The following is a 25,431-nucleotide window of genomic DNA, read 5'->3' as shown; positions in this document are numbered from 1 at the left end:
CGCACCCGGGCAGCCGCCTCTCGCTCCTCCAGCATTCCCAGCACCGACGCCACCGCGAACCCCTCGACCATGAAGCGGACACAAGACGTCGCGATGCCTGCCTCAACCCGAGCGAAACCATGCTTGACCAGCAGGAATCAAGGGATCACGTTCGGTTGAGATACGGCTTCTGAACCGGACCGAGCTGGCCGGGGAGAGCGTGCGGGCGGCTTTGGAGTCCCTTGCGGTCACGGCCCCGGCCTGGCTGGCCGATGTGATCGATGCCGCCGAGTTCGCCGAGCGGTACGGGCCGCGCGTGGAGAGCTGGACGATACCGCGCTCGAAGGCCAAGCGGGAGCGGCTCGCGCAAGTCTTCGGGCAGGATGCGCTGACGTTGTGCCCGAGCGGCCTGGGCCGACGACGCCCCGGTATGGATGCGGCAGATCGAGACTGTCGCGCTCCTGTGCCAGGTCCAGCGCGGAGTAGAAGACGAGTCAGTTGCCGTCGGAGACAGCGTTTCCGGAGAAACAGCCGTCGGCTCCACGCCACAGAGAGGGTCCGCCCAGCCGGCCCGAGAGGGTCGGCTGGCGGTGGCCTTGAAGTGGCCTTCTGGCGACTTTCAGGCCCGGATGCGGAATCCTGCGCTCAGCTGTTGCTCCCGCCGTGAGCTGGGGCCGACGCGGAGTGTGAACTCACCTGGTTCGACCACTCGCCGGTTGTCGGCCGTGACGAGTGAGCAGCGCTCGGCAGGGATGCTGATGGTGACGTTCATGCTTTCCCCGGGAGGGATTTCGACCTGGGTGAAAGCCTTCAGCTCCTGCTCGGCCCAGGTGACGCTGGTGGTCAGGTCGCTGACGTATGCCTGGACCGTCTCCAGAGCAGGGCGGTTTCCGCTGTTGGTGACTCGTACGGTGGCGTGGACGGTGCCGTCAGCTGCGACGTCGTGGTCGTGCACGGCAAGGTCGGAGTAGGTAACGGCGGTGTAGGTGAGGCCCTCGCCGAACGCGAACAGGGGGTTCTGGGTGAGATCCGCGTAGCGGTTGCCGTGCTGGCCTCGCACCTGGTTGTAGAAGACCGGTTGCTGTCCGACGTGGCGTGCGAAGGACACCGGGAGCCGGCCGCTGGGTTCGATGAGTCCGAGGAGGAGTTCGGCGACGGCGCGGCCACCGCGCATGCCCGGGTTGAACGCCTCGATGAGGGCTGCCGCGTTCAGTGCCGAGTCCGGGAGGGTACTCGGCTTGGACTGGATCAGGACCACGATCATGGGCGTGCCGGTGGCGGCGACCGCGTCCAGCAGAGCGATCTGGCTTCCTTGGAGGTCGAGCGTGGCCGTCGACTTGCCCTCGCCCGTGAGGGCGATGGTGTCCCCCACGACCACGACGGCGCAGTCGGCGGCCTGTGCGGCGGCGACGGCCTCCCGGAGCTGTGCCTGGTCGACCGGTGCGGGGGTGAAGACGGGCGGCCGCGGCTGGCCGTCAGGGCCGACGGGCCCCTCGGGGTCGGGGGCGAGACTACCGATGTCGGCACCGCGGGTGTGGGTGACGGTCCAGTCGGCGGGTGCCACGGCGCGCAGGCCGTCGAGCACCGTCTCCACGGACTCCCGTGGATGTCCTTCGGGCATCCACGGGACCTGCCCGGAGTCTCCCGCCCAGTCGCCGAGCATGGCTTGCGGGCTGTCGGCGTTGGGGCCGATGACCGCGATCGTCCGCGGCGTGCCCTGCCCTGTGGCGCGGCCTGTTCCGTCCGCGGTCAGCCCGCCGTCGAGGGGCAGTACGCCCTCGTTGCGCAGCAACACCAGGGATCGACGAGCGGTCTCCAGGTTGAGGTCGGCGTGTTCACGGCAACCGATCACCTGCGCCTGCCGCTCCGGGTCGCCGGTACGGGGGTCCTCGAACAGCCCGAGTTCGAACTTCAGCCGCAGCACCCGCCGTACTGCGTCGTCGATCTGCTTCTCCTCGATCAGGCCACGGGCGACCGCCTCCTGTGCGGCCTCGAAGAACGCCGGTGTGGCCATGATGAGATCGTTGCCGGAGTTGATGGCGAGTGCCGCCGCCTCGACGTGGTCGGCGCAGATCCGCTGGTCGTAGACCATCCGGCCGACGTTGTCCCAGTCGGTCACCAGCGTGCCGGTGAAGCCCCACTCGCCCTTGAGTACGTCGCTGAGCAGCCACTGGTGCGCGGTGATGGGCACGCCGTCGATCGACTGGTAGCCGAGCATGAAGGTACGGCAGCCGGCCCGGGCCGCCCGCTCGAACGGGGGCAGGAACCACGAGCGCAGCTTGCGCGGACTGAGATCGGCCTCGCTCGCGTCCCGCCCGCCCAGGGTCTCGGAGTAGCCCGCGAAGTGCTTGGCGCACGCCAGCACGGCCGTCGGGTCGCTGAGGCCCTCGCCCTGGTAGCCGCGGATCATCGCCGCGCCCAACTCACCGATCAGGAACGGGTCCTCGCCGAACGTCTCGTTGATCCGGCCCCAGCGCAGGTCCCGGGTGATGCACAGCACCGGGGAGAACGTCCAGTGGATTCCGGTCGCCGCGATCTCGGTGGCGGCCGTCCGGGCGACCCGCTGGAGCAAAGCGGGATCCCAGCTGCAGGCCATGGCCAGTTGGGTGGGGAAGATGGTCGCGCCCGGCCAGAACGAGTGGCCGTGGATGCCGTCGTCGGCTGTCAGCAGGGGAATGCCGAGCCGTGTCCGCCGGGCCCGTTCCACGGCCTGCGGCATCAGCGCGGGAGCCACATGCAGAACCGACCCGGCCAGCTTGGCCGACACGATGTCGTCCAGGTCCCCGTGTTGTGCGTCGAGCATCAGCAACTGCCCGACCTTCTCCGGAAGTTCCATCCGGGACAGCAGGTCCTCGATCCTCGTTTCCACGGACGCTTCCGGATCCAGGTACACGGCAGAGCGGACCGGCTGTCCCACTATGATCTCCAAATTCATCGTCGTCACAGGTCAGAGAGTTGATTGCCGACGGCGGGGTGGTCGCGGAAGTGTCTGAGCGACCATGCGGCGGACGGACGGTCGCCGACGGCACCGTGGGCTCACCCAGCGGCCTGGCGGGGCCGGATGTCGACGGTCCAGCCGGCGGGCGTGCCATGGACCTCGGCGGTGTCGCCGGTGGCGGACATCCGCAGGCGTGCCGGGCCGAGCCGCAGGCCGTCGAGGTGCACAGTCCCCCACCGTGGGGGCAGGCAGGGGCTCAGCGTGAGCCGGCCCTCGGGGATGTGCGGGTCGAGGCCGAGGAAGGCGCGGACCAGCAGCAGGGGTGCTCCGCTTGCCCATGCCTGGGGTGTGCAGCCGGCGGGGTAGCGCACGGGGGGGGGTGAGCTGCTCGCGGGGGAAGCCGCAGAAGAGTTCGGGCAGACGGCCGCCGAAGGCCGCGGCAGCGTCGAGGAGGCCGTCGGCGAGCCGGTGCGCGGTCTCGACGGCACCGGGCACGTGGGCGTACCGCATCAGGCCGGCCACGCACAGGGCCGTGTCGTGCGGCCAGACCGAGCCGTTGTGGTAGCTCACCGGGTTGTAGGCGCCCATGGTTGTCGCCAGTGTGCGCAGTCCGAAGCCGCTGTCCATCTCGGGCGAGCCCAGGCAGGCGATGAGCTGCTCGGCGTGCTCATCGTCGACGATGCCGCTCCACAGGCAGTGGCCGGGGTTGCTGGCGAGTGCGTCCATCGGCTGCTTGCGGCTGTCCAGGGCCACCGCGTACCAGCCCCGGTCCGGCAGCCAGTACTGCTCGTTGAACCGCTGCCGCAGTGTCGCGGCCCGCTCCCGGCAGTCGCGGGCGGTGGTCTCGTCACCGAAGGCGGTGGCGAGTTCGGCGCGGGCCAGCAGCGCCGCATAGGCGTATCCCTGGACCTCGACGACGGCGATGGGCGTCCGGCCGGGCTCGCCGCGGGCGTTGTTGATGCTGCCGTCGATGTCCTTCCAGCCCTGGTGGGGCAGTCCCCGCTCGCTGGTGCGCTGGTACTCGACGAACCCGTCGCCGTCGCGGTCGCCGTAGTCGCGCAGCCACTGCAGTGCGGCGTCGGCTGCCGGCAGCAGTGCCCGGACGGCGGTCTCGTCGGCTCCCCAGCGCCACGCCTCGGCCAGCAGCATCACGAACAGTGGGGTGGCGTCGACCGAGCCGTAGTACCGCTGGCCGCCGATCGCGGTGCTGTGCGCGCCGAGCCTGAGTTCGTGCATGATTCGGCCCGGCTCTTCCTCGGTGAAGGCATCGACGCGTCGGCCCTGCACCGCGGCGAGGGCCTGCAAGGTGCCGAGGGCGAGGTCCGGGTCGAGTGGCAGGGCCATCCAGCTGGTGAGCAGGCTGTCCCGGCCGAACAGGGTCATGAACCAGGGCGCTCCGGCGGCAACGAAGGCCCCGGTCCCGCCGTGGACACGGTCGTCGATGCGCAGCGCGCCGAGGTCGGTCCGCGTGCGGCTCAGGGTGGTGGCCAGGCGGGGGTCGTCGGCGGCCAGCGAGGTGTTGTTCTCCCGCCATGAGTTCAAGGAGCGGGCGGTTGCGGTGTCGCTGATCGGCTCACCGCGCTGGAAGCGCGGCTCCACCGGCTTGTCGTCGACGATCGGTATCGCCGTGATCTCCGTGGTCCAGGTGGACCGGGGTGGTACCTGGATCTGCCAGGTGAGGCCGTCGGCGGTGATCTCCGGTTCGGAGTCGGTGGTCAGGCTCAGACCGCGGGAGGCTACGCCACGGTGGCGGAGCAGCAGTGTCCCGTCGGCAACCGTTGCGGGGCCGGGTTCATGAGTGGCGGGTTGCTTTCCGTCGATCCCGAACAGTTCGGCGAAGTCGGCGTCCGGGCGGATGGTCAGGACGACCAGGGTGGTTTCCGGGGCGAGGTTCTGGATGGTGACGGTCTCGCGTAGGCCGTTGCCCACGAGTCGCTCCCGCACCAGCAGCAGGGAGTTGTCGTCCGATCCGTCGGCGCTGGTGCGGCGAGCGATGAAGCGGGCGGCGTACGACTCCACCGGCTGGACCGACAGGGTCTGCACGGGGCGGCCGTCCAAGGTCAGCTCCCATCGGGAGAGCACTCGGGTGTCGCGGAAGTACAGGCCGAGGTTGCCGCCGGGGACGATGTCCCCGTCGGGCGCGCAGACGCAGAACGTCGTGCCGTCGATCAAGGTGACGGTGGCGGCCCCGGGGACCGCGGGAGGGGGTTCGGCGATGTTCTCGGCGTTTGGGGGCTGGGTCACGGGGGGGTTACCTCTGCGGGTCGGTGGGGGGGCGGGGGCGGTGTGCGGCCGGGGCGGCGCCACCAACAGGCGGCGCCACAGCGGGCCCTGTGCGAAGCCGGTCGGGCCGGTCGGCAGGGAGCGCACCATCTGGGCACCTGCTTCCCGGGGCTACTTGCCACTCCCGGACAGGTCCAGGCCGCGCAGGAACATGCGCTGGCCGAAGAGGAACAGCAGAATCGGCAGGAGCATGCCGAGCAGGGCTCCGGCCTGCAGCAGCGGAATCTGCGACGTGTACATCCCGAGGAACTGGTAGAGCCCCACGGAGAACGGCATGAGTTCGGGCTTGCCGGTGAGGAAGACCAGCGGCTCGAAGAAGTCGTTCCAGGCGAACAGGAAGTGCATGATCGCGACGGTGAGGATGGCCGGGCGTGCCTGCGGGATGATGACGTACCACAGGGTCTTGAGGGTGCCGGCACCGTCGATGGCGGCCGCGTCGTCCAGTTCGCGGGGGATCGACAGGAAGAACTGCCGCAGCAGGAACACGTTGAAGGCGGTGGCGAAGAAGTGCGGCGCGATCAGCGGTACCCAGGTGCCGACGAAACCGAGTTGCTGCCACGCGGCGTAGGTCGGGACGATGGTGAGGAATCGCGGCAGGATGATCGCGGCCACGAGTGAGGCGAGGATGAACGGTGCGAACGGCACTCTGAACCTCGACAGCCCGTAGGCGACCAGCGTGGAAGAGATGACCGTCCCGACGGCGCCGATGACCGCGATGGCGAGGGTGTTGCGCAACAGGAGCGGGACGTCCAGGGCTTTCCACACCGCGGAGAAATTGCCCCATTGCGGTGCGAACTCGTACGCCGGCTTGAGCGCTCGCCATGATCCCTGCCAGGTGATGCGCTCGTCCGCGTGTTCCGGGTCGGCGAAGACGCTCTCGGTGCGCCCCTTCTCGACCAGGGCCAGTTCGCGGACGCGTCCGTCGACGGGCACGCGCATCACGGGCACCTGCTCACCGCCGATGGTCACCTCGCGTGGGCTTTCCGGCAGCAGGGGCTGGTTGGTGTCGCTGATCTGTGTGGAATCCTTCAGCGCCGTGGACGTCATGTACGCCATCGGTGCCAGGAACGCCCCCAGCAGTATCAGCGCGAACAGGGTGACGGTAGCGCTCACCGTGAGCCTGCGCAGACGCTTGGGAACCGCGGAGTAGCGGCGCTGCGGTTCCCTCACCACGGCCTGGCCGTTCAGCTTTACCGAGGTCACGGCCATCAGCGCTTCACCTCGTACTCGTAGTGCACCCAGAACCGTTGTGACCAGAACAGCAGCCCGGTGACGGCCATGATCGCGGCGAACATCAGCCAGGCGAGCGCCGACCCGTAGCCGGCGTCGAAGTACTTGAAGGTCTGCTGGTAGAAGTACATCGCGTAGAAGAGACCCGAATTGTTCGGGTCACCGGTGCCGTTGGTGAGCACGAACGGCACGATGAAGTACTGGCCCAGCGCCACCAGGGTCAGTACCAGGTTGTAGAACGTCATCGGTGAGATCATCGGCAGCGTCACGTGGCGGAACAGGTACCACGGACCGGCGCCGTCGATGGTCGCGGCCTCGTACAGCTCGCGCGGCACACCGTTGAGGGCGCTGATGAAGATGAGCATCGCGTTGCCCGCGCCCCAGATGCCGATGAGCGCGAAACCCGGCAGGATCCACGTCGTGTCGTTCAACCAGTCGGGGCCTGGGATACCGAGCGCGCCCAGCATCCGGTTCAGCCATCCGTCGGTGCCGTTGAGGAAGCTCTTCCAGACGAACAGCGCCGACACACCCGGGATGATCGAGGGCAGGAAGAACGCCGCTCGGAAGAATCCTCGGGCCCACAGGCCCCGCGCGGTCATCAGGTAGGCCAGGGCCAGCGGCAGCAGCATCGAGACCGGCACGAACAGCAGTCCGAACTTCAGTGTGACGATCGCGCTGTGTGCCACGGTCGGGTCGTTGAACAGCCGGGACCAGTTGGCCAGTCCCACGAAGCGGGTGCCGTTACCGTCGTCGGTGGCGTAGTGGTAGTCGGTGAACGACATCACCAGCGTGGCGATCATCGGGCCGATGTAGAAAAGGAGCAGTCCAAGGAGCCAAGGGGAGACGAAGAGAAGGCCGTTGCGGCGTTCGCGCTTGCGCCTGTCGCCCCCGGACGCCCCGGCCGAAGCCGTGGCTCCGGCCGAGGTCCCGGACTGGAGGACGTCCAGCATGCAACCCTCCAGTGGTCAGGTGATGGGGGTGGGGTCAGGAGGCGCTGTCGAACAGTGCCTGCAACTGGGTCCGCAGCTTGGCGGCCTCGGCGTCGATGTCCAGTCCCGGGGTGTTGAGCATCTTGGTGCCGAACTTGCTGGCCGCATCGACGCTCTTGTTGAAGTTCGGCTTCCATCCCTCAGAACTCGGGATGTCGGGGTACTTCAGCGCGTCAAGAGCGACCTGCCAGTTGACGCCCTGGGGCCAGTTGGCGTCGAGGCTCTTGACGTAGTCGGCCTGCAGCTTCTCGTTCGCCGGCATCGCGTTGTACGTCTTCACCAGGTCGGGAGCCCCGGTGGTCAGCAAGTACGAGAGAGCCTTGAAGGCTTCCTTGGGGTGCTTGCTCGCCTTGGTGATGCGGAAGGTGTCCGAGCTCATCTTGGCTGTGATCTTCCCGTTCCATGACGGGATGGCGGCGATGTCCCAGAACGTCTGCGGCTTGCCCGCATTGTCCTTCAGATTGGACAGGTACCAGGTGTGGGTGAACGCCATGGCGATCTTGCCGGTGGCGAAGGCGTTGCCCTTGTTGAGCGTGTCGCTGTTCAGTTGATTGCTGTTGGGCGCGGAGTGGTCCTTCCAGATCATGTCGTAGTACCACTTCCACTCCGCCAGCCACGGCTTGGGGATCTGCGCGGTCTTGTTGTCCTTGGCCACGTAGGATCCCGCGCCGAAGAAGGTGCCGTTGTCTTGCGGCGTCTTCTCGAGGTACTGGGGATCGAAGCCCCACTGCACCACCTTCGACGGGTCGAACTTGGAGCTGGTCGCGTCGTTTCCGTTCTCGTCGACGGTCAGCTTCTTCGCCAGGTCGCGCAGGGTGTCCATGTCCCAGGTCCGGCCGTCGGCGTACTTCGCGCCGAACTTCTGCGGCGGGTAGGGCAGCTTCGCCTCGTCGAAAAGGTCCTTGTTGTAGTAGATGGACGACGGATACACGCCGAACGGCAGCGCCGTCTGCTTGCCGGTGCGGTCCTTCACGGCGTCCATCTGCGCCTTGCTGAATATGGAGGTGTCGAACTTCTCGCTCTTGACCAGCGGCGCCAGGTCGAGCCACTGCCCGTCGAACGCCTGCGCGCCGCCGATGCCCGCGGGCCCGACGATGTCCGGCGCGTTGTCGCCCGCGAGCTGCGTGGCCAGCGTGTTCCCCGCGGCGGCGTTGGGGACCACGTTCATCTTGAGTGTGATCTCGTTCTGGCTGGCGTTGAAGGCGTCGACGACCTTCTGTTGCTGCTCCGGCTGTCCTGGGTCGGAGCCGGTGCCGACCCCGACGAACCAGGTCACGGTGACCCGCTTGCCGGTGTTGCTGCCGCCGGAACCGCTGCATGCGGTGGCGGCCAGCGCCATGGCCATGCCGAGCGCGCCCAGGGCGAGCGCGCGGCGGGCCCGCCGCTTCGTCGGCGTTCTTCCGGTCCGGCCGGGCGTGGCGGGAATGATTGTTAGCATGGTGCTCCTTCGGAGAAGGGTTGACGCTACTGAGGAGTCGTCCTCGAAAACGGTTTGACAGTGCGTCACGTCCGGAAGGGGGTGTCGGCGGCCTGCCCGCCGTCGGCACCCGTGACCGACACACGGATAATGCGTGGTGCGGTGGTGTCGGCTTGGTTCTGTGGTCCTGGTCCAGGTCCTGTGCTGTCGTGCCTAGGTCGGCATCTCCTCCCCGGATCGGGTACTGCGGGCGGTCGACCGCCCGACGACGAGTTGTGTCGGCAACGTTCGCTGGATCGGCCCCTGCTCGCCCTTCAGCAGTTCGAGCAGGATGCGGACGGCCTCCTGGCCCACGGCTGCCACGTCCTGGCGCACGGTGGTGAGCTCCATGTCCCCGTGGCTCGGGCTTCGCACCGCGTCCCACCCGCAGACTCCGACGTCCTCGGGGATCCGCAGTCCCGCAGCACGGACGGCGTCGATCGCGCCGCGGGCCATCTCGTCGTTGCCCGCGACGATGCCGTCGGGCCGGTGCCGCAGCAGCGCCGTCGCCGCGGCGTACCCGCTCTCGTAGGTGAAGTCGCCCACCGCGACGAGGTTGGCGTCGAGTTCGCCGACTCCGCCCATCGCCTCGACGAACACCGAGTGCCGTTCATCGGCGTCGGTGTTGCCGAGCGGGCCGCGAATGGCGGCCAGACGCCGGTAGCCCTCCTCGCGCAGGTGCCGCATCAGCGCCCACGACGACGTGATGTTGTCGGCGGTCGCGTAGCTCGCCTCCTCCAGGCCCTCGGGCCGGCCGATCAGCACGCACGGCAGGCCGCTGTCGAGCAGTTCGACGACCCACGGGTGGTCCTGCACCAGGATGGACACGATCAGCCCGTCGACAATGCCGTGGTTGATGGTGTCCCGGATGGCGCGGCTGGGACGGTCATGGGAAAGCCACAGCATCACACCGCCGTCGTGCGCACTCACCGCGTCGGTGACCGCGCTGACCAACTGTGCCCCGTACAGGTCGCCCATCAGACGGCTCGGAACGATCAGCCCGTAGATGCCCGACCGGCCGGTCGCCAGGGTGCGGGCGGCCAGGTTGGGCCGGTAGTCCAGGGCTTTCGCCACCAGCTGTACACGCTCGGAGGTCTCGGCACTGATCCGCGGGTCGTTCTTCAGGGCCCGGGACGCGGTCGACCGTGAGGTCCCGCTCATCCGAGCCACGTCAGCCAGAGTGACCACGCACCACCCTCCCAACGATCGAACGCCTGCAGTGCAACCGGTAGCACGACCCGGTTGCGATGACCTTAGGACCGCCGTAACAGGGAGGCAACACTCCCGACGGCACTTTTCCTTCCTGTTATGCAACCCGTTGCACGATCCTGCGGCAGCTCGACTCCTCGGATGTGGGGTCGCAGCCAAGGGCCGCAGCCACAGCACCTTGTCGTCCAACAAGGAGGCCGCCGACCAGACATGACAGCGAGCACGGGGGAGGAAGGAGGGGCGGGCCGCTGCCTGACTACAGTGGCTCCGCATGACCCACACCGAGATCGAGATCACGGCGGAGCTGGTCCGGGATCTGCTGCGCGACCAGCACCCCGACCTGGCCGATCGCCCTGTGAGGCTCGGCGCGCGCGGCTGGGACAACCAACTGTGGCGGCTCGGCGACGACCTCGCCGTCCGGATGCCCTGGGCGACGCAGGATGCGGACGCGCTGCTGCGCAAGGAGCACGCCTGGCTGCCCGCACTCGCCCCGCACCTGCCACTGCAGGTCCCCGTCCCGCAGCGCCTCGGCGAGCCCTCCGAGCGGTTTCCGCGGCCCTGGATCGTCACCACCTGGGTGCCGGGCACGCCCGCCGACCACGCTCCCGCCACCCGCGCCGCGGAGGCCACCGACGCCTTGGCCGCCTTCCTCACAGCTCTTCACCGACCTGCCCCCGACGGGGCGCCCGCCGGTCGTGACAGACGGGGAGCACTGGCCAACCGAGCCGAGCAGTTCGCCGAGCACCTCGCCTCGGCCATCGAGCTGGGGCTACTCCCCGATCCGGACGCTGTCCGAGCGATATGGGAGGACGCCGTTGCCGCGCCCGAGTGGGCGGGCCCGGCACTGTGGCTTCACGGCGACCTGCATCCGGCCAACGTCCTCACCACGGATGGCACCTTCTGTGGTGTGATCGACTTCGGCGAACTCTGCGCCGGCGATCCGGCCTGCGACCTCGCCGCCCCTTGGCTGCTGCTGCCGGACGGCGCCGCCGACCGCTTCTATGACGCCTACCAGTTGGCCCCGGACGCCGCTACCCTGCGCCGCGCCCGCGGCTGGGCGGTGCTGCGCGCACTCAGCGGCATCTGCATCGGAGAGGCCGGCCTCCGCGGCCGCCCTGGGGGTAAGGCCACCTGGGGCCCACCGGCTCACACCGCCCTGCGACGCCTGATCGCAGCGTCCGGCACTGTCAACTTTGACGTACCGTCAGATGATCATAAAGGTGATTTGCAATCTTCACCTCTGATTCCGCGAATGAGGCGCCGAATCGACCTGCCGGAGGGAGGATCCGATTGGGGTTTTCCTTCTTGATCATCTGACGTCCAGTCAAAGTTGACAGTGCCGGTAGCCGCCCTGCTGCACCACTACCGTCGCCTGCCAGCCGACGCACTCACCGGCGACCAAGACAGAGACGACCTGCCCGCCGTACGCGCACCAGGCCCACGCCGCGTCGCCTCGGCATAACGAACCGCGGCCCTGTCAGGTCACAAGAGGAGCCCATTCCCCCGGCGGAACCGGAACACCGGCGTGCCCCAGCCCCAAGCCCCTCTGGACATGCCCCGGCCCCAGAAGCGGGCGGGTCGAGCACCGCCGCATGCCAACGATCACCGGAAATGCACCGCGCGCAGTGCAGATGACACGACCTGATCACCACGGCCCGCCACCTGACAAACCTGCAGATCAGGCCCCAGCCCAGGACCAGCGCCCACGCTCGCCACGGCCACCGAGGCACCAACGCCGCCGCCTGGCCACAGCCACACCCAAAACTGATCAACCCAGGTCAGAACACCCGCCTTTGATCAGAAATATCGCTCCTGTACATGGACGCGCCACGGGAACTGGGTATCGAATGGACATGAGCCGAGCAGTCACAGGCCTAGCAGCGCGTGAGCTCCTCGACCACCTTAGTGATGCGCCGCTGCCGCGTCGCGTCGGTCTTCGCGTCGTCAATCGACGTGACGTGCGCCTTTTGGCGGGTTGGGGACAGCGCGCGGAACGCCTCCTCCGCCCCCGGCACTGCGGCCAGGGCGGCCGCGAGGTCCGCAGGCGGTTCCACCGTGCGCGGCGCGGTGTCCAGAGCCAGCTCAACCTCGATGCTGTCGCCACCGGAGATACCCGACTCCCGCCGCTTATCGGCGCTGAACGGGATCAGGAACTGCCCGCCCATCGAGGCGATCGTCGAGCGGTAGGCATAGCCGTTCACCATGACGCTGACAGCCGGGCGCCTGCCGCCTCCCAGCGCCTCGACCACCTCAGCCGGAACCGGCACGCCAGTATTATTGCCAGTCTGGAACATCCTCGTCGTGAACTTCATGCCCGTGGCCCTCTCGAGTCTGCCGACAACCTGCGAGAAGAAGACTGCGGCCGCACGGAAAACTCATCGCCCTTCAGATGCCGGCGCAGCACCGCCGCATTCCCACCCGCCTGCGCTAACACCTCCCACCCCTGCTCCGACAGCGCCAGCCGGGCCCGCCGCCGCTCCTAGCCGGTCCTCCGACCGCGCCGCCCTCCAGCCAACGCCACACCGTCTGCACAGTCACCCCACCGACCTGGCCACCCCCACGCACGTGCGCCGGAGTCAGTGCCCCGGCCTCATCCAGCTCCAGCAGCAGCGCCACCAGCACCGGCTGGGACACACTCGACCCCGCCGTGACCTCACCCCACGCGCACGCGACAGCGGGGACACCGGCAAAGCCGACATCGGAGCACTGCTGATGTGGAAACGAAGAGCCGACACTCCCTGGGCCGCCGAACTCATGGCCCTCCCGGACGCCGACGTACGCAGCACAACCGCCACAGCCACCACCGCCGCCCGCGACACCTCCCTCAGCCGCAGCACGTCAGCACAAGCCGGCCGAGCAGCACTCGCCCCCCTACCGGGCTTCCACACCGGCGACGCCCTCGCCTTCGCCGTCCTCACAGCAGCCGCACCCGACCGCATGGCCATCTACGACCGACGAGCCCACACCGCGCTGCACACCCTCAGCCACGCACCCGGCCGCTACATCGAAACGATCGACCAACTCCTCACCGCGGATCGCGCTGAGCGCGGTGTTCGCCGCCGTGGTGGCGGGCGGCCATCAGCGTCTGGCAGGCGTTCATCGCCGGTCGTGCCAGCGGGCCGGGCCGTCCGCGCAATCACCGAGGCTGGCCCAGACGGCGCCTCCGTAGGGCCCGGCGGCACGAGCTGCGCCCACGAGTGGACCATCCCATGCTTGGAGACATGAGCGACTTTCCGCAGTTTAAGTCCCCCTTCGCCCCTCCGCCTGACCCCGCCTACGAGCGGTTCACCGCCGGGCTAGAGGTCCACTTGCGCGGCTTGGATACTCCCGAACGGTGGAGATGGCACCCGCCTACTGGCAAGTGGTACTCCTACCCGATCTCGGACTGGGCACTGGAAGACGTAGGACTTGGTCCTACCAAATCCCCCGTCGAGTACAGGTTTCAACAATTGTCCTCCGGCGTCTGGGAATTCGTCCCCCAGATGCCCCCCAGTTACAACCTGCCGAGCCTCTTTGCTGAGGTGACGCAGGCCTACCAGAAACTCAAGACTCGGGTCACCTACCCCTTGTGGAGTGCGCGAACTGGGGAGTGGCGGAACGCACTGCAACGTCCGCCCGGCGCAGGCGGCGGACCTGTCCACCGGCGCACCGAGGCCACGCTCCCGCAACCAGCGCGGGATCGCATCGCCCGAGTCCGGGATGCCGAACGCCAAGGTTTCATCCCACGCGATGAAGCGGCCAAGCTGATCGTCGACATCGTGGACGAGTACACCTGACTCAGTGGGACCCGCCGGGCATAGGTGTGAGATCCGCCCGCCCGGCTACGCCGCCCCGTTCGCCGTGCTGCCGTGGACGGAAGCGCGCCTGAGCCGGCTGTCTTGCCAGTATGAATCCGATCACCGTCGGTTCCGCCGACCGCCCGGCTCGGCTCCCGGCCCCGCGTACGAGCTGGCGTGCACCGTGCTGAACAACGCTGCCGCCCAGTTCGTCACAGACTCGTTCGACCCCGCCGAGGGCCTGGAGCTGGACGACGTCCTGAGCGGCCATGGCCGCGCCGGGCCGGGTCGAGCAGGCCCGGCGAACGTGCGGCTGGCCGCCTGAGTACCGCCCCCCCACCACGCGGTGATGGCATGTGAGGGTTTCTTAGCCCAGCTGTGACGTTGACGATGCGATACCGGGGCACATGAACCGGGCACGGTTGGTACGGGTGTCCGGCAGGAGGAGCCAGTGGCCGGTCATGAGGTCTATGCCGCCAGCGCATTGTCAGTGGTGGCCGCGATACTGCTCACGCGCTGGTGCCTGGCGGGCCGAAGTGCCAGGCCGCGCAATGCTGCCGTAGCCCGCCGGGCCTCGCGCTGGACGGCACTGAGGGAGATCCGGCGCAGGGGATCCACCGTGGTCCAAGCCGAGCAACACCTGCCGACGGACGCGCCACACGCTCAGCGGGCGGTGCAGGAGGCAGAAGACCTCGTGCACGGCTACTGGCGCCAGCTCAGTCCCCTCTACCTGTCCAAACGCGACCACCATCAGCACTGAGCCGATCGGTCAGCACATGGCCGGTACGGGGGATCGGTCAGTTGCCGAGGGCTTGGTGGAGGGTTTCACGGCAGTCGATCACTGCGTCGACGCCGACAATCTGCAGAGTGCGCATCACGGCTTCGCCGGGTGCGGCCAGACGTATCCAGCCGCCGGCCTCGGTGAGGGTGCGGTGGGCGGCGACGAAGATGTTGATGCCGGTGGAGTCCATGAAGGTGACCCGGCTCAGATCGACCACGATGCGGGGGCGGGGAGCGCCGGAGGCGTCCAGGGCCTGGCGGAGCGCCTGGCCGGTGTCATGGTCGATCTCACCCGCCAGGGTCAGCACGCGGATGCCGTCGGTGGCGGCGGAGACGACCGACAGCTGACCCGGCTGCTCAGCTTGTCCGGTGTCCGCCATCTCTCCCTCAGCCATGTCGGTGATCCTGGCACACCAGGCCCTTCACATGCAGTGCTGCCCTGCACAGCCCGGGTAATGCCTTCCTGCCGAAGGCGTAAAGCGTGTACCACGCATGCGCGGGTACGCGCGGGGGTGTGAACGGGGCAGGAGAAGCGAGCCGCGACGGAACCAGCCCCTGTGGGTGAGGACAGCGCGGTACCGGATGAGCAAGCCATACACAGCACGGTGGCCCTGGAAGGCGACGGCCCGTCCATCGCCCGCGCCCGCCACCTCGCCGCCGGCTTCCTCACCCATGTGCAGGCCGAGTACGGCCTGCCCGTTTCGCAGCGTGCCATGGACCTGACCCAGCTGGTGGTCAGCGAACTGGTCACCAACGCCCGCAAGTACGCGCCGGGCCCGGTGCTGATGGACCTGCGCATCGTCTGCGACGCGGTCGAGGTGGTGGTGTGGGACTGCGATCCGGTGCTGCCGGTGGCGAGGGCCGCCGACGCGGGACGGGTGGGCCAGCACGGGCTGGAGATCGTCATGGCCGTCGCCCAGGGCTTCGAAGCGCAGCGGGAGCCAGTCGGCAAACGCATCACCGCCCGCATCTCCCTCCTGGACGACCCCGGCGGCGCCATCGCCGGACGCCGGCCCCTGTAGACGACGCAGGCCGCCCCCAGTCAGACAGGGCGTGAGGCGGCGTGGCGGGCCAGAGCCGCGTGCAGTTCCCGGAGCAGGACATTGGGCAGCGCCGCGCCCTGACCGTGGTTGAGGACCTGTTCAGCGACCTGGGTCAGCTTGATGTTGGTGTGCTGGGAGACCTCCCGCAGCACCGTGAAGCCGTCGCACGGGGACATCTGTCCCAGGACGGTCAGGACGCCGATGGCCTGGTCGACGACGGCGTGCGAGGCGAGGGCCTGCTGCAGCTGCCGGTTCTCCCCGCAACCGTTCCAGCTCTTCCACCAGCTCATCGTCCGACGCCGATGTGGACGGGGATGGACGGATGAGGCCAAGGCAATCACCGAGAAAGACATCGGACAGGGGCACTCTCACACGCCTGCCCCGGTTCCCAGTCCGCATCCATCCGATTCCAGCGCGTCACTACGCGTGAGTCCCCCGGCAGTAGTTCCGGAGGACACCCGCGGGGGCTTGCTTCCCAACCCCACTGCAGACGAGTCACCACCTGCTTGCAGGGCATTCCCGCGCAGACGCCGAACCCTGGGAGCGCGTAGGTGCGCGCTGGGGTGAGTGACCGCGGCATCGATGCCCGTGCCGCCACGCGGCCTTCCAGTCCGCGAGCCCGAACCGCGCCAAGGTGCGTCTGACTGTTGCGTGAGTCTTGGGCGAGAGGCGCCCCTGACCGGGCATGAGACGCATACAGGCATATCGGCCGACTACAGGTTGCTCGCTCCCATTTGCAGAACCAGGCGTGTCTGCCGCCTGGATACACTGCCCCGTCGGCGGAGCTTTTCCTCTGCCCGTGCCGGGACTGTCGGCAGGCGGCTTGATGTGAAGGAGTCCGAGCGTGGATGCCCCACATGCGGTGGGCTGGCCCGCCCCGGCGGAGCCCGGGAGGGCCGCGTTGGAGGTGAGCCCGTTGCCCGGTCGTTCCGGGATACGAGCCCGCGGTGAGATCAGCGCCCTCACTCGCCCCTCTTGGGAGCAGGCCCTGTCCGAGCTGGCCCGGCGGCACGCGGGCGTGTCGTACGTGGAGCTGTCGGATGTGGCGTTCGTCGACGTGGCCGGGGTAACCGCGCTGGCGGTCACCGCCATGAACCTGCCCGACGGGAGGGTTGTGGTCGAGAATCCCCCGCCGCAGCTGCCGCGGGTTCTGGAGATGTTCTGGCCGGGCCTGGACCGGATCGAGGTGGCTCTGTGACGAGCACGGTGACCACCCACGAGGCGTTCGTGCACCCTGCCCTCTTCTACCGCACTGAGCAGGAGTACACGCAGCAGACGGTGGCCTTCCTGCGCGAGGGCCTGGCCAACGGCGAGCCGATGGCCGTGGCGGTGCCCGGCCCCAACCTGGAACTGATCAAGACAGGTCTGGGCGGGGACGCCGAGGGCATCCTGTTCCTGGACATGACCGAGGCCGGCCGCAACCCGGGGCGGATCATCCCCAAGGTGCTGCGCGGATTCGCCGACGCCCACCCGAAGGGGCGCGTGCGGATCATCGGCGAGCCGATCTGGGCCGGACGCAGCGCGGTGGAGTACCCGGCGTGCGCGCAGCACGAGGCGCTGATCAACGCCGCGTTCGAGGGCCGGGCGGTGACGATCCTGTGCCCCTACGACGAGGTGCGGCTGGACCCGGAGGTGATCGCCGATGCGAAGGTCACCCACCCGACCCTCATCAGCGGGGAGGGACGTGAGTCGGTCAGCGACGCCTACGACTGGCAGGCGGTCGTCGACCGGTACAACCAGGCGCTGGCGCCTGCACCGGACGCCGCGGCCTTCTCCTACGGTGGTGAGGACCTTCCGGCGGTCCGCCAGTTCGCTCTTGTTCAGGCCGCGCGGCTGGGCATGACCGGGGAGCGGCTGATGGATGTGGAGCTGGCGGTCGCGGAGCTGACGACCAACAGCGTGGTCCACGGCGGAGGCCGCGGGACACTCGCCATCTGGGCCGAGCAGGGGCAGCTGGTGTGTGAGGTCCGCGATGCGGGCCGGCTGACCGATCCGCTGGCTGGCCGCCGCCCGCCGGAGCGCGGCCAGTTGGGCGGCCGGGGCCTGATGTTGGTCCACTACGTGGCCGACCTGGTGCGCGTGCACACTGGCGACGACGGCACGACCGTGCGCTTCTACCTCAACTTGTGACAGCGCGCGGGCGGCCACCTGTCCGGGTGGCCGCCCGCCCCGCTCGTCTCGCGAACCTTGTATTTCTGCTCACCTCAAGCGACGTGCGTCTGGGCGAGCGGCGTTGCTGCCCAACGTCGTCGGCGACCCGGCCGGGCTTTCGTGGGCCGCCCCGCCCACCGAACTGCGAATGACGTGCGAACAGCCCGCCGACAACGGCGTCCTGCCGCCCCTGGACACGCTCGTCGACCTGGCGCCCCTCGGCAGGAACGACGGTGGCACCAGGTCGCGGATGGCCGTCACCATCACCGCCGCGCCCGCCATGGGCCGCGCAGAACGCCAGCGCCTGCTGCGGGAGGCGCTGGTGCACATGGCCCGCGAGTTCGGGTACGTCGACGCGGAGGTGGACCTGCTGTAGGCCCGGGCTCAGCGGCGCCGGTGTCGGGAGAGGAAACGGCGGGACAGGTGAGCTTTCATCCTGCGGCGTCCCAGGCCTGTCCTTCGTCCGGAGCGGCGAGTCGTTCGTGTTCCGACCGGGCGGCTTCGAGCAGGCGTCGCCAGGATGTGACCAGGGGGCGCCGTCGCAGGAGAGCCCGCCGTTCACGCTCGGTCATGCCGCCCCAGATTCCGTGTTCGATGCGATGGTCGAGGGCATAAGCCAGGCACTCGGTGCGCACCGGGCAGCCGGTGCAGAGGGCCTTGGCCCTGTTCTGGGCCGCGCCGTCCACGAAGAGCTCGTCCGGATCTGCGGTTCGGCAGATCGCTCGCTCGCCCCAGGTCTCCTGATCGTCCCCGTCCACTCCGACGCCGTCCTCTCCCCGGTCCGGCCCGCCGCACTCCCCTGGGCAGGCGCAGTCCGAAAACGGTACGGCAAGCGCGCGGGGCATGGGACATCGTCGTATTGCGGCAATCCCTTCGGTGAAGGGGCCTTGACGAAGGCCCCTTCGCCTCGTGACTTGGCTCAGCCGGTGGCCGAGCAGCCGGGCATCGCCGGCAACGATGCCTCACCCGTCATGGTCCTGGTGCGCCGCCGGATCGCCGCGAACATCTCGGCCCGGTCTTCCCTGATCGGGTGGTCGACTCGGTCGTAGCGCAGCTGGAGGGTGGCGGTGCGGTCCGGGGACTTCAGGAGGACCAGGCCGAGGCTCCCGCCGTCAGATCGCGGTGCCCTTGCAGTTCCAGTGGCAGACCGTGCTCCGGGTCGGTGAGGGCCTGCACCAGCTCGGCCCGGCGCAGCCCGATGTCGGAATCGTGGTCCAGCTCCAGGATCCACCACTCCCCCAGCCGGGCCTCATGGCCGGTGACGACCTGAGGGACGGCGACGGTGTGCAGGAGCCCGAGGCGGCGAAGCAGGCCGCTGGGGAGCCAGGCCGCCTCCCGCCAGGTGGATGCCCCTATGGATGTCAACTCACGGCTCCAGCCGGGCCCCGTGGGCAACAGCCGTTCTGATGGGGATGATCAGCCGGTAGATCTCGCGCGCGACGTACCGCTTCAGGCAACGGATGATCTCTCGGCGCGTTTTGCCCTCGGTCAGCCGTCGCCGTAGGTAGTCCTGGGAGCGGTCGTCCCAGCGCAGGCGGCTGAGGACGATTCGGTAGAGGGCGGCGTTGGCCTGGCGATCGCCTCCGCGGTTGAGGCGACGTCTCTGGGTCTTGCCGGAGGACGCCTCGACAGGGCTGGTGCCGCATAGGGCGGCGAAGGCCGCCTCGTTGATGAGGCGCTCGGGGTTGTCGCCGGCCGAGATCAGGAGGGCGGCGGCGCTGTCCGGGCCGCCGGCCACGTCGAGCAGGCCGGGAACGCTGGCCTCGACACCCTCGGCTATGCGCTTGTTCAGATCGTCGGTCTCCACGGTCAGGGGCACTGTCAACTTTGACGTACCGTCAGATGATCACAAAGGTGATTTGCAATCTTCACCTCTGATTCCGCGAATGAGGCGCCGAATCGACCTGCCGGAGGGAGGATCCGATTGGGTTTTCCTTCTTGATCATCTGACGTCCAGTCAAAGTTGACAGTGCTCCCCGGAAGCGTGACGGCTCTGCCAACGCCTCCTGCCGGGCATCGCGATGCAGCAGACTCATCATCACGGCCTTCGTGCTGGACGTGTGTGTTCCTTGGTCGGAGCACATGTTCAGACGAAGGCCGCTTCTACGTACCGCAGTTACCGGACCGAGTGATCAAGTTCGACACACCATTCGACGCCGAAGGTTAAAGATCAAGCTAAGGGCTGTCCCGTAACTGCTGGTCACGGAACACCCCTTAGGCGAGGGTCAGGATCGCGAGCGCGCCGCCCACGTCGACGACCGCGCACCACTCCGACCAGGCCCTCGGGACGACCCTGCCTGACCGGTGGTGGAGGATGTCCCAGATCCCGTGGGCCAGCCAGCCCACGGCGACCATGCGCAGGCCCAGCTTCTCGTCGACGGCTAGGGCGAGCGCGGCCATGGCCGTGAAGCCAGCGAGGCCCGCGAGCTGAACGGCCAGGACGCGGGAGCCGCGCAGTTCGCCGCGGAACGCGCCGAAGAGTAGGTAGCACACAGGCATGACGGCGAGGAGACCGGCGAGCAGACCCACGGGCGGCACACCGTCCACGAAGGTCACGACCACCAGGGCGACTGCGGCGAGCGTGGGCCAGCGGTGCGGCAGTCGCCGCGGCCGGGTGCCCGCGGCGTCGTCGCGTACGGAGTCGGTCATCGGGGTCCTCTCACGATGCGTGCGGCTATGCCCCCACGGTCCGGCCGGTACGGACCGCCGGGGTACGGCCTGCCGGAACGATGTCCGATCCCTTGGGGTACTCGTCCTTCCGGCATAGGGTCGCCGCATGGCGGAGCGGCTGATGGTGGTGGTCGGGTACGAGGCGGCCGAACTGCTGGACATCGCGTGTGTCACCACGCCCCTGGCCATGGCCAATGGGATCGGCGTGCCGGCCGTGCCGTACCGGGTGCGTGTGGTCGGGCCGGGAGGCGGTCCGCTCGTCTGCGGCACAGGGCTCACGCTGGGGAGCGATCAACCGCTTGAACGGCTCGTCGGCCCGCTGGACACCCTGATCGTGTCGGGCGGGGTGGGTTTCGAGCGGGCGGCGGCCGATCCGCGGCTCGTGGGGCACGTCCGGCGGCTCGCGAAGGAGAGCCGCCGGGTGGCGTCGGTGTGCACGGGGGCGGGGGTCCTGGCCGCCGCCGGGCTGCTCGACGGGCGGCGGGCGACCACGCACTGGCGATACGCACGCCGGCTTGCCGACCAGCACCCGGAGGTCACCATTGACTCCGCGCCGATCTACATCCGCGACGGGAACGTCTACACGGCGGCGGGGGTCACCAGCGCCCTGGACCTCACGCTCGCGTTCATCGAGGAGGACCATGGCCCCGAACTGGCGCGCCAAGTGGCCCGGGACCTGGTCGTCTATCTGCAACGGCCTGGCAACCAGGCGCAGATGAGCCTGTTCACGGCATCTCCGGCGCCGCGTGACGAACTGGTCAGGGGCCTCGTCGAGCACATCGCTGCGCACCCGAACGCCGATCTGAGCACGAAGGCGCTGGCCGCACGGGCAAGGGTGACGCCGCGTCATCTCACCCGGCTGTTCGCGGACCATCTGGGGCAGGCGCCGGGTCGGTACGTCCGGCTTGCCCGGACGGAGGCTGCGGCGCAGCTGCTCGCCTCAACCGCGTTGCCGATGGCGGCCGTGGCGGCCCGCTGCGGATTCGGCAGCGCGGAGGCGCTGCGGCAAGCATTCTCCGGGCGGTACGGGATCCCGCCGTCGCGCTACCGGGCCGCTGTGCGGCAGGCGGGCTAAAGGTTGTCTCGTAACTGCTGGTCACGGGTGAGATGATCTCGCAGTGCCTGGTGTGATCACGGCGTCGGAGCCGTCCTGGATAGGCCGTTCACTGGGCTGAGCCCCCGCCGCTTCGGCAAGCTGGTGACTGTGCTCCGGCGCGAGGGTGCGGACGCTGCCCGCAAGGGTCGGCCGTGGAGCCTTCCGCTGGAGGACCGGGCACTGCTGGTCGTGGCGTACTGGCGCACGAATCTGACGATGCGCCAGCTCGCCCGGTTGTTCGGGGTCTCCAAGTCGGCGGCTGACCGGATCATCGATCACCTCGGGCCCATGCTCGCTCTCCAGCCCCGAAAGCGGTTCGCCAAGGACACTGTGCTCATCGTGGACGGCACCCTGGTGCCGACCCGCGACCACACCATCGCCGCGCAGTCGAAAAACTACCGCTACTCCACCAACCACCAGGTCGTCATCGACGCCGACACCCGCCTGGTCGTCGTGGTGGGCCGGCCGCTCGCTGGCAACCGCAACGACTGCAAGGCGTGGGAGGAATCCGGCGCCAAAGCCGCCGTCGGCAAGACCCTCACCATCGCCGACGGTGGCTACCCGGGCACCGGACTTGTCATCCCGCACCGCCGCGAGCGCGGCCAGACCGCACTCCCGGACTGGAAAGAGGACCACAACAAGTCACACAAGCAGGTCCGGGCCCGCGTCGAGCACGTCTTCGCGCGCATGAAGACGTGGAAGATCCTCCGCGACTGCCGCCTCAAGGGCGAAGGCGTCCACCACGCCATGCTCGGCATCGCCCGCATGCACAACCTCGCCGTCGCCGGATAGGCCAACGAGCCGCACCGTGGCAAGCCCTGCCCGAGGCAACTCGGAGATCATTTACGGGACAGCACTTAGCCCCCGCCCGTCCCGCTCGTTCGCGAAACAGCTCACTGCCGCCCTGGCCTGGGCTGCCCGCCGCCGGCGTACCGCGCTCACCCACATCCTGCGCGGCGCGTGCTACGGCATCGGCACCGGCGCCGTCAGCCTCGCCTTCATCTGGGCAGAGCGCCTTTGGTGACAGGCCTCGCCCCGCCCAGGCGGGCCGCCGACCTGCCTGTTCCTCCAACAAGGGCATTCCAAAGCTCCCTATCGCGGGTTTTCTTCCACTCCCCCACCTGTGAGATGTTCCGGCGCGGGTGGCAAGGGGCACCGGTCCAGCCCTATCACCGTGCCGGGGCCCCGGGCACCGGCGGACGCCGACGACCAGCAGTCGGCCCAGCATGCGTGAGCCCGCGTACAGTCGAAGGCGGCCCGGAGTTACCTCTTATGACTCCGGGCCGCGCATTCTTGGTTTCCTGTCGGCTACCTGCGACTGCCCGCGCTTGGGTCGCAGTCGGGGCAGGCCAGGCGCTGCCGCAGGCCGCACTCACGGGGTGAGCGCCAGCAGTGAGATGACCGGCCGTGCGGCGTCTCCCGCGTCGTCGCCAAGGCCTGCAGGCAGTGCACCGCTCAGCCACAGGCTGGCGAAGCCGTGGACGATTGACCAGGCGGCCAGCTCGGTGGTATGGCCATCGCCGGCCGAGGTCGAGAGCACCGCCGTGAGCGCCCGGCCGGCCCGCTCCTCCGCGGCGCAGAGGAGCGGGTCGTCGGCGTGGTACAGGCCGGGTTGGAACATCACCTCGAAGTGCGCCGGGTGCCCGGCCGCGAACCGTACGTACGCCACGCCGGCCTCGACGAGGTCGTCACCAGCCGCGGTCAGGGCGTCGGCGAGCAGGTTGTAGCCCTCCGCCGCCAGTGCGGTGAGCAGGCCGGGCTTCGCGCCGAAGTGGTGCTTGAAGGCCGCGTGCGAGACGCCGGCGCGGCGGGCGACGTCGCGCAGGCTGAGGGCGGCAGGGCTGCCGCCCTCCTTGATGGCCTCGACTGTCGCAGCCAGTGCGGCCCGGCGCAGGTCTCCGTGATGGTAGGGGCGATCGGTCATGGTCAAAATCTTACCGTTGACAACATCGCAGAGCAAGACTATCTTCCCAGTGGTAAGTTTCGTCAACTCGCGCGCACTGAAAGGACGCCCATGTTCGAGACCGTGATGCTGCTCGCCGTCCCGACAGCTGGATTTCGGGTGCTCGGCGCGCTGGGCGTCGGCCGGTTCGTCACGTGGCGGGCCAGCGCCGCCCACGGCATGGCGGTGCTGCTCGTCTTCACCGCGGCCGCGCACTTCGCCCCGCCCAGCGTCACCGCGATGCCCAGCCGCGACGAACTGGAGGGGCTGATCCCGCCCTTCGTGCCGTTCCCCACCGCGGTCGTCTACGGAACCGGCGTGCTGGAACTCCTCGGCGCCGCCGGGCTCGTCCGGGCCTCAACCCGCCCGATAGCCGGGATCAGCCTGGCGGTGTTCTTCGTTCTGGTCTTTCCCGCCAACATCTACGCCGCCGTCGAGGACATCCCGCTCAACGGCGACCCGGCCACGCCACTGTGGTTCCGGATCCCCGAGCAACTGCTCTACATCGCCACCGCGCTGTGGGCGGCGAAGGGCGGATCCGCCCCGGCGGGGTCCGGCGGCAAGCGGTCCTCCTCGAGGCGCCGGCTCCGTGCCGACGGGCGGTCGCTGGCCGGATCAGCGCCGGATCATGCGCGCGGAACGGTGTCAAAAGGTCGGCGTGCTCAATGAACCCCACCGTTTTCGGCACGTACTTGTAGATCGTGTTCCTGCTGACGTCGAGGAGTTTCGCGATCGAGGTGACGGTGCCGAACTGAAGGGGGCCGGGTCGAGCTCGCCGAGGCGACGTCCGCACCCGAACTGCCCCGGCTTGCGAAGTCTACGGAGTAGACCCGTCGTTTGCGGCTGGTGACGATCCTGCTGGCTTATTCCGTGCCCAGCGGGGCTGACGGCTCGTTGGGCACGGAATAAGCCAGCAGGATCGGTGACGCGGTTCTTACCGGCACCCCGTCACACAGCGCATGTCCGTTGGCCGTAGCTGTACGAGAACAGGGCCGAGGAGTGCGCCACCGCCGCGGCCAAGTCCCCGGGAGCCGCCGCGTTGATCCCGGACGGCAACGGCGAGTACCGCGGGACCTACCGGCGCATCCTCGACGCAGGCCACCCCGTCCTGACCGTCCCCGACACCGAACCCGGGCACTGTCGCCGAGCAGCTGCGCGCCAACCTGGACCAGGCCCACGAGCACCGTCGGCGCCAGGCCGGACAGACGCTCAGCCTGGCCGCCGGCGCCTGACCTCGCACAGCACCAACGAGAAGCAGCGCCCGAAGCCATAAGAGGTGGCTTCGGGCGCCACTTCGACTGCAGGCCCCGTGCTCACGCGAGGAGGCTCGCGGTCGTCAAGCGGCCTGACCGAGTCCGGCGGCGGTCAGGTCCTGTTCGCGCAGCGGTGTGAAGTCGACGTCGAGTTTCGGGTCGTACGCGTCGGGCTGGATGCCGAGTTCGTGGGTGCTGTACTCGCCGAACCGGTTGATGTGCTCGGTCAGGTACGGCGAGATGTGCGCCAGGTCTTCCGGGTCGATCTCCCATCCCTCCTCCAGCAGCTGCCGCACGATCTCCGCGATGTCCAGGGCGTTGTGGGAGATCACCGCGTTCGTGAGCAGCGCGTTGAACTTCATCGCCTTCTCCTGCTCGATGGGGTCATTGTCGGCGATGACGCCGAGGTTGCCGAAGCCGATCCACTGGGAGAACCGGTTGAACGACTCGACCTTGTTGGTCGCCGCGGTCATCCGCCGGCGCAGCGGCGCGTCCGAGAGGGTCGCCGTTGCGGAGGGCCGGTGCCCGAGGGGACAATGCGTGGAGGTGCCGGGTGGTCATCCCGGCGAAGTGTTGGAGGCGCTGCTTGTGAACACCACATCGCGGTGCGCCTCGCTGTGCGCGCCACACGCTGAC

Annotated in this window: 24 protein-coding genes and 3 pseudogenes; 12 read left to right on the top strand and 15 right to left on the bottom strand. The window is 68.8% G+C overall.

Annotated elements, in window-relative coordinates; genetic code table 11:
- Positions 1-598: 598 nt before the first annotated feature.
- The 6 genes from AC067M_RS44710 to AC067M_RS44685 all read right to left on the bottom strand — a co-directional run bounded on the left by AC067M_RS44710 (position 599) and on the right by AC067M_RS44685 (position 10,357).
- Positions 599-2,914: a glycoside hydrolase family 3 N-terminal domain-containing protein gene (locus tag AC067M_RS44710; protein WP_478702744.1), complete on the bottom strand. Its 2,316-nt coding sequence runs from the start codon at positions 2,912-2,914 to the stop codon at positions 599-601.
- Between the two features lie 12 nt (positions 2,915-2,926).
- A complete protein-coding gene (locus tag AC067M_RS44705) occupies positions 2,927-5,161 on the bottom strand; it encodes an amylo-alpha-1,6-glucosidase (protein WP_478702740.1) in 2,235 nt (744 codons plus the stop codon).
- Positions 5,162-5,311: 150 nt separating this feature from the next.
- Entirely contained in the window at positions 5,312-6,409 is a 1,098-nt protein-coding gene (locus AC067M_RS44700) for a carbohydrate ABC transporter permease (RefSeq protein WP_478702739.1), read from the bottom strand.
- Positions 6,409-7,380 (bottom strand): carbohydrate ABC transporter permease, encoded by a 972-nt coding sequence (locus AC067M_RS44695; protein ID WP_478702738.1) that lies wholly within the window; start codon positions 7,378-7,380, stop codon positions 6,409-6,411. Before AC067M_RS44695 ends, AC067M_RS44700 begins: the two co-directional genes overlap by 1 nt.
- A gap of 34 nt (positions 7,381-7,414) precedes the next feature.
- Entirely contained in the window at positions 7,415-8,857 is a 1,443-nt protein-coding gene (locus AC067M_RS44690; RefSeq protein ID WP_478702737.1) for an ABC transporter substrate-binding protein, read from the bottom strand.
- Between the two features lie 192 nt (positions 8,858-9,049).
- Positions 9,050-10,357, bottom strand: a complete 1,308-nt coding sequence (locus AC067M_RS44685; protein ID WP_478702743.1) for a LacI family DNA-binding transcriptional regulator — start codon at positions 10,355-10,357, stop codon at positions 9,050-9,052.
- Between AC067M_RS44685 and AC067M_RS44680 the strand changes: the two genes are divergently transcribed.
- Positions 10,356-11,393: an aminoglycoside phosphotransferase family protein gene (locus tag AC067M_RS44680; protein ID WP_478702736.1), complete on the top strand. Its 1,038-nt coding sequence runs from the start codon at positions 10,356-10,358 to the stop codon at positions 11,391-11,393. The genes AC067M_RS44685 and AC067M_RS44680 overlap by 2 nt on opposite strands.
- Positions 11,394-11,958: 565 nt before the next feature.
- On the opposite strand, the gene AC067M_RS44675 is transcribed toward AC067M_RS44680, so the two are convergent.
- Positions 11,959-12,396, bottom strand: coding sequence for a YdeI/OmpD-associated family protein (locus AC067M_RS44675; protein WP_478702735.1), 438 nt, complete (start codon positions 12,394-12,396; stop codon positions 11,959-11,961).
- A 909-nt stretch (positions 12,397-13,305) separates the two neighbouring features.
- Here AC067M_RS44675 and AC067M_RS44670 point away from each other — a divergent pair.
- From AC067M_RS44670 to AC067M_RS44660, 3 genes are all read left to right on the top strand, one after another.
- Positions 13,306-13,860: a hypothetical protein gene (locus AC067M_RS44670; RefSeq protein WP_478702734.1), complete on the top strand. Its 555-nt coding sequence runs from the start codon at positions 13,306-13,308 to the stop codon at positions 13,858-13,860.
- Between the two features lie 184 nt (positions 13,861-14,044).
- Positions 14,045-14,185 (top strand): hypothetical protein, encoded by a 141-nt coding sequence (locus AC067M_RS44665; protein ID WP_478702733.1) that lies wholly within the window; start codon positions 14,045-14,047, stop codon positions 14,183-14,185.
- 294 nt (positions 14,186-14,479) lie between these two features.
- Complete coding sequence (locus AC067M_RS44660; RefSeq protein ID WP_393628392.1) at positions 14,480-14,620, top strand: hypothetical protein; 141 nt, start codon at positions 14,480-14,482, stop codon at positions 14,618-14,620.
- Between the two features lie 37 nt (positions 14,621-14,657).
- On the opposite strand, the gene AC067M_RS44655 is transcribed toward AC067M_RS44660, so the two are convergent.
- Positions 14,658-15,035 (bottom strand): STAS domain-containing protein, encoded by a 378-nt coding sequence (locus AC067M_RS44655; RefSeq protein WP_478702732.1) that lies wholly within the window; start codon positions 15,033-15,035, stop codon positions 14,658-14,660.
- Positions 15,036-15,245: 210 nt separating this feature from the next.
- Here AC067M_RS44655 and AC067M_RS44650 point away from each other — a divergent pair, with 210 nt between their 5' ends.
- Positions 15,246-15,662: an ATP-binding protein gene (locus AC067M_RS44650; protein WP_478702731.1), complete on the top strand. Its 417-nt coding sequence runs from the start codon at positions 15,246-15,248 to the stop codon at positions 15,660-15,662.
- A 20-nt stretch (positions 15,663-15,682) separates the two neighbouring features.
- On the opposite strand, the gene AC067M_RS44645 is transcribed toward AC067M_RS44650, so the two are convergent.
- On the bottom strand, positions 15,683-15,973 hold the full coding sequence (locus AC067M_RS44645) for an ANTAR domain-containing protein (RefSeq protein WP_478702730.1): 291 nt from the start codon (positions 15,971-15,973) through the stop codon (positions 15,683-15,685).
- A gap of 554 nt (positions 15,974-16,527) precedes the next feature.
- Between AC067M_RS44645 and AC067M_RS44640 the strand changes: the two genes are divergently transcribed.
- The 3 genes from AC067M_RS44640 to AC067M_RS44630 all read left to right on the top strand — a co-directional run bounded on the left by AC067M_RS44640 (position 16,528) and on the right by AC067M_RS44630 (position 18,210).
- Positions 16,528-16,881, top strand: coding sequence for an STAS domain-containing protein (locus AC067M_RS44640; RefSeq protein WP_478702729.1), 354 nt, complete (start codon positions 16,528-16,530; stop codon positions 16,879-16,881).
- Positions 16,878-17,813 (top strand): anti-sigma factor RsbA family regulatory protein, encoded by a 936-nt coding sequence (locus AC067M_RS44635; RefSeq protein WP_478702728.1) that lies wholly within the window; start codon positions 16,878-16,880, stop codon positions 17,811-17,813. Before AC067M_RS44640 ends, AC067M_RS44635 begins: the two co-directional genes overlap by 4 nt.
- A 169-nt stretch (positions 17,814-17,982) precedes the next feature.
- Complete coding sequence (locus AC067M_RS44630) at positions 17,983-18,210, top strand: hypothetical protein (protein WP_478702727.1); 228 nt, start codon at positions 17,983-17,985, stop codon at positions 18,208-18,210.
- A gap of 55 nt (positions 18,211-18,265) precedes the next feature.
- Here AC067M_RS44630 and AC067M_RS44625 read toward each other — a convergent pair whose 3' ends face one another.
- Positions 18,266-18,679 carry a WhiB family transcriptional regulator gene (locus AC067M_RS44625; RefSeq protein WP_393628379.1) on the bottom strand — a complete coding sequence of 138 codons (414 nt, stop codon included), beginning with the start codon at positions 18,677-18,679 and terminating at the stop codon, positions 18,266-18,268.
- A gap of 69 nt (positions 18,680-18,748) precedes the next feature.
- On the opposite strand from AC067M_RS44625, the gene AC067M_RS44620 reads away from it, so the two are divergent.
- Entirely contained in the window at positions 18,749-18,883 is a 135-nt protein-coding gene (locus AC067M_RS44620) for a hypothetical protein (RefSeq protein WP_478702726.1), read from the top strand.
- A 34-nt stretch (positions 18,884-18,917) separates the two neighbouring features.
- Here the strand turns inward: AC067M_RS44620 and AC067M_RS44615 are convergent, their stop codons facing one another.
- The 3 genes and pseudogenes from AC067M_RS44615 to AC067M_RS44605 form a co-directional block, all read right to left on the bottom strand.
- Positions 18,918-19,199 (bottom strand): hypothetical protein, encoded by a 282-nt coding sequence (locus AC067M_RS44615; protein WP_478702725.1) that lies wholly within the window; start codon positions 19,197-19,199, stop codon positions 18,918-18,920.
- Positions 19,196-19,647 (bottom strand): annotated as a pseudogene (locus AC067M_RS44610) (transposase); the annotation flags it as partial. The pseudogene AC067M_RS44610 and the gene AC067M_RS44615, both read right to left, overlap by 4 nt.
- Before the next feature lie 401 nt (positions 19,648-20,048).
- Positions 20,049-20,483, bottom strand: coding sequence for a hypothetical protein (locus tag AC067M_RS44605; RefSeq protein ID WP_030238817.1), 435 nt, complete (start codon positions 20,481-20,483; stop codon positions 20,049-20,051).
- Positions 20,484-20,610: 127 nt separating this feature from the next.
- On the opposite strand from AC067M_RS44605, the gene AC067M_RS44600 reads away from it, so the two are divergent.
- Both AC067M_RS44600 and AC067M_RS44595 read left to right on the top strand, forming a co-directional pair.
- A complete protein-coding gene (locus AC067M_RS44600) occupies positions 20,611-21,579 on the top strand; it encodes a GlxA family transcriptional regulator (RefSeq protein ID WP_471614434.1) in 969 nt (322 codons plus the stop codon).
- Between the two features lie 43 nt (positions 21,580-21,622).
- A pseudogene (locus AC067M_RS44595) lies at positions 21,623-22,392 on the top strand (transposase).
- Between the two features lie 580 nt (positions 22,393-22,972).
- On the opposite strand, the gene AC067M_RS44590 reads toward AC067M_RS44595, so the two are convergent.
- Positions 22,973-23,524 carry a TetR/AcrR family transcriptional regulator gene (locus tag AC067M_RS44590; RefSeq protein ID WP_478702724.1) on the bottom strand — a complete coding sequence of 184 codons (552 nt, stop codon included), beginning with the start codon at positions 23,522-23,524 and terminating at the stop codon, positions 22,973-22,975.
- A 90-nt stretch (positions 23,525-23,614) separates the two neighbouring features.
- On the opposite strand from AC067M_RS44590, the gene AC067M_RS44585 reads away from it, so the two are divergent.
- The gene (locus AC067M_RS44585; RefSeq protein WP_478702723.1) at positions 23,615-24,211 is read left to right on the top strand and encodes a DoxX family protein; all 597 of its coding nucleotides are present in this window, start codon (positions 23,615-23,617) and stop codon (positions 24,209-24,211) included.
- 667 nt (positions 24,212-24,878) lie between these two features.
- On the opposite strand, the pseudogene AC067M_RS44580 reads toward AC067M_RS44585, so the two are convergent.
- Positions 24,879-25,283 (bottom strand): annotated as a pseudogene (locus tag AC067M_RS44580) (Tn3 family transposase); the annotation flags it as partial.
- Between the last annotated feature and the right edge of the window lie 148 nt (positions 25,284-25,431).

This window comes from Streptomyces sp. NPDC043427, from assembly GCF_056436655.1.
The sequence above is the reverse complement of the archived record's forward strand: the minus strand, read 5'-3'. Positions and strand labels throughout refer to the sequence as shown.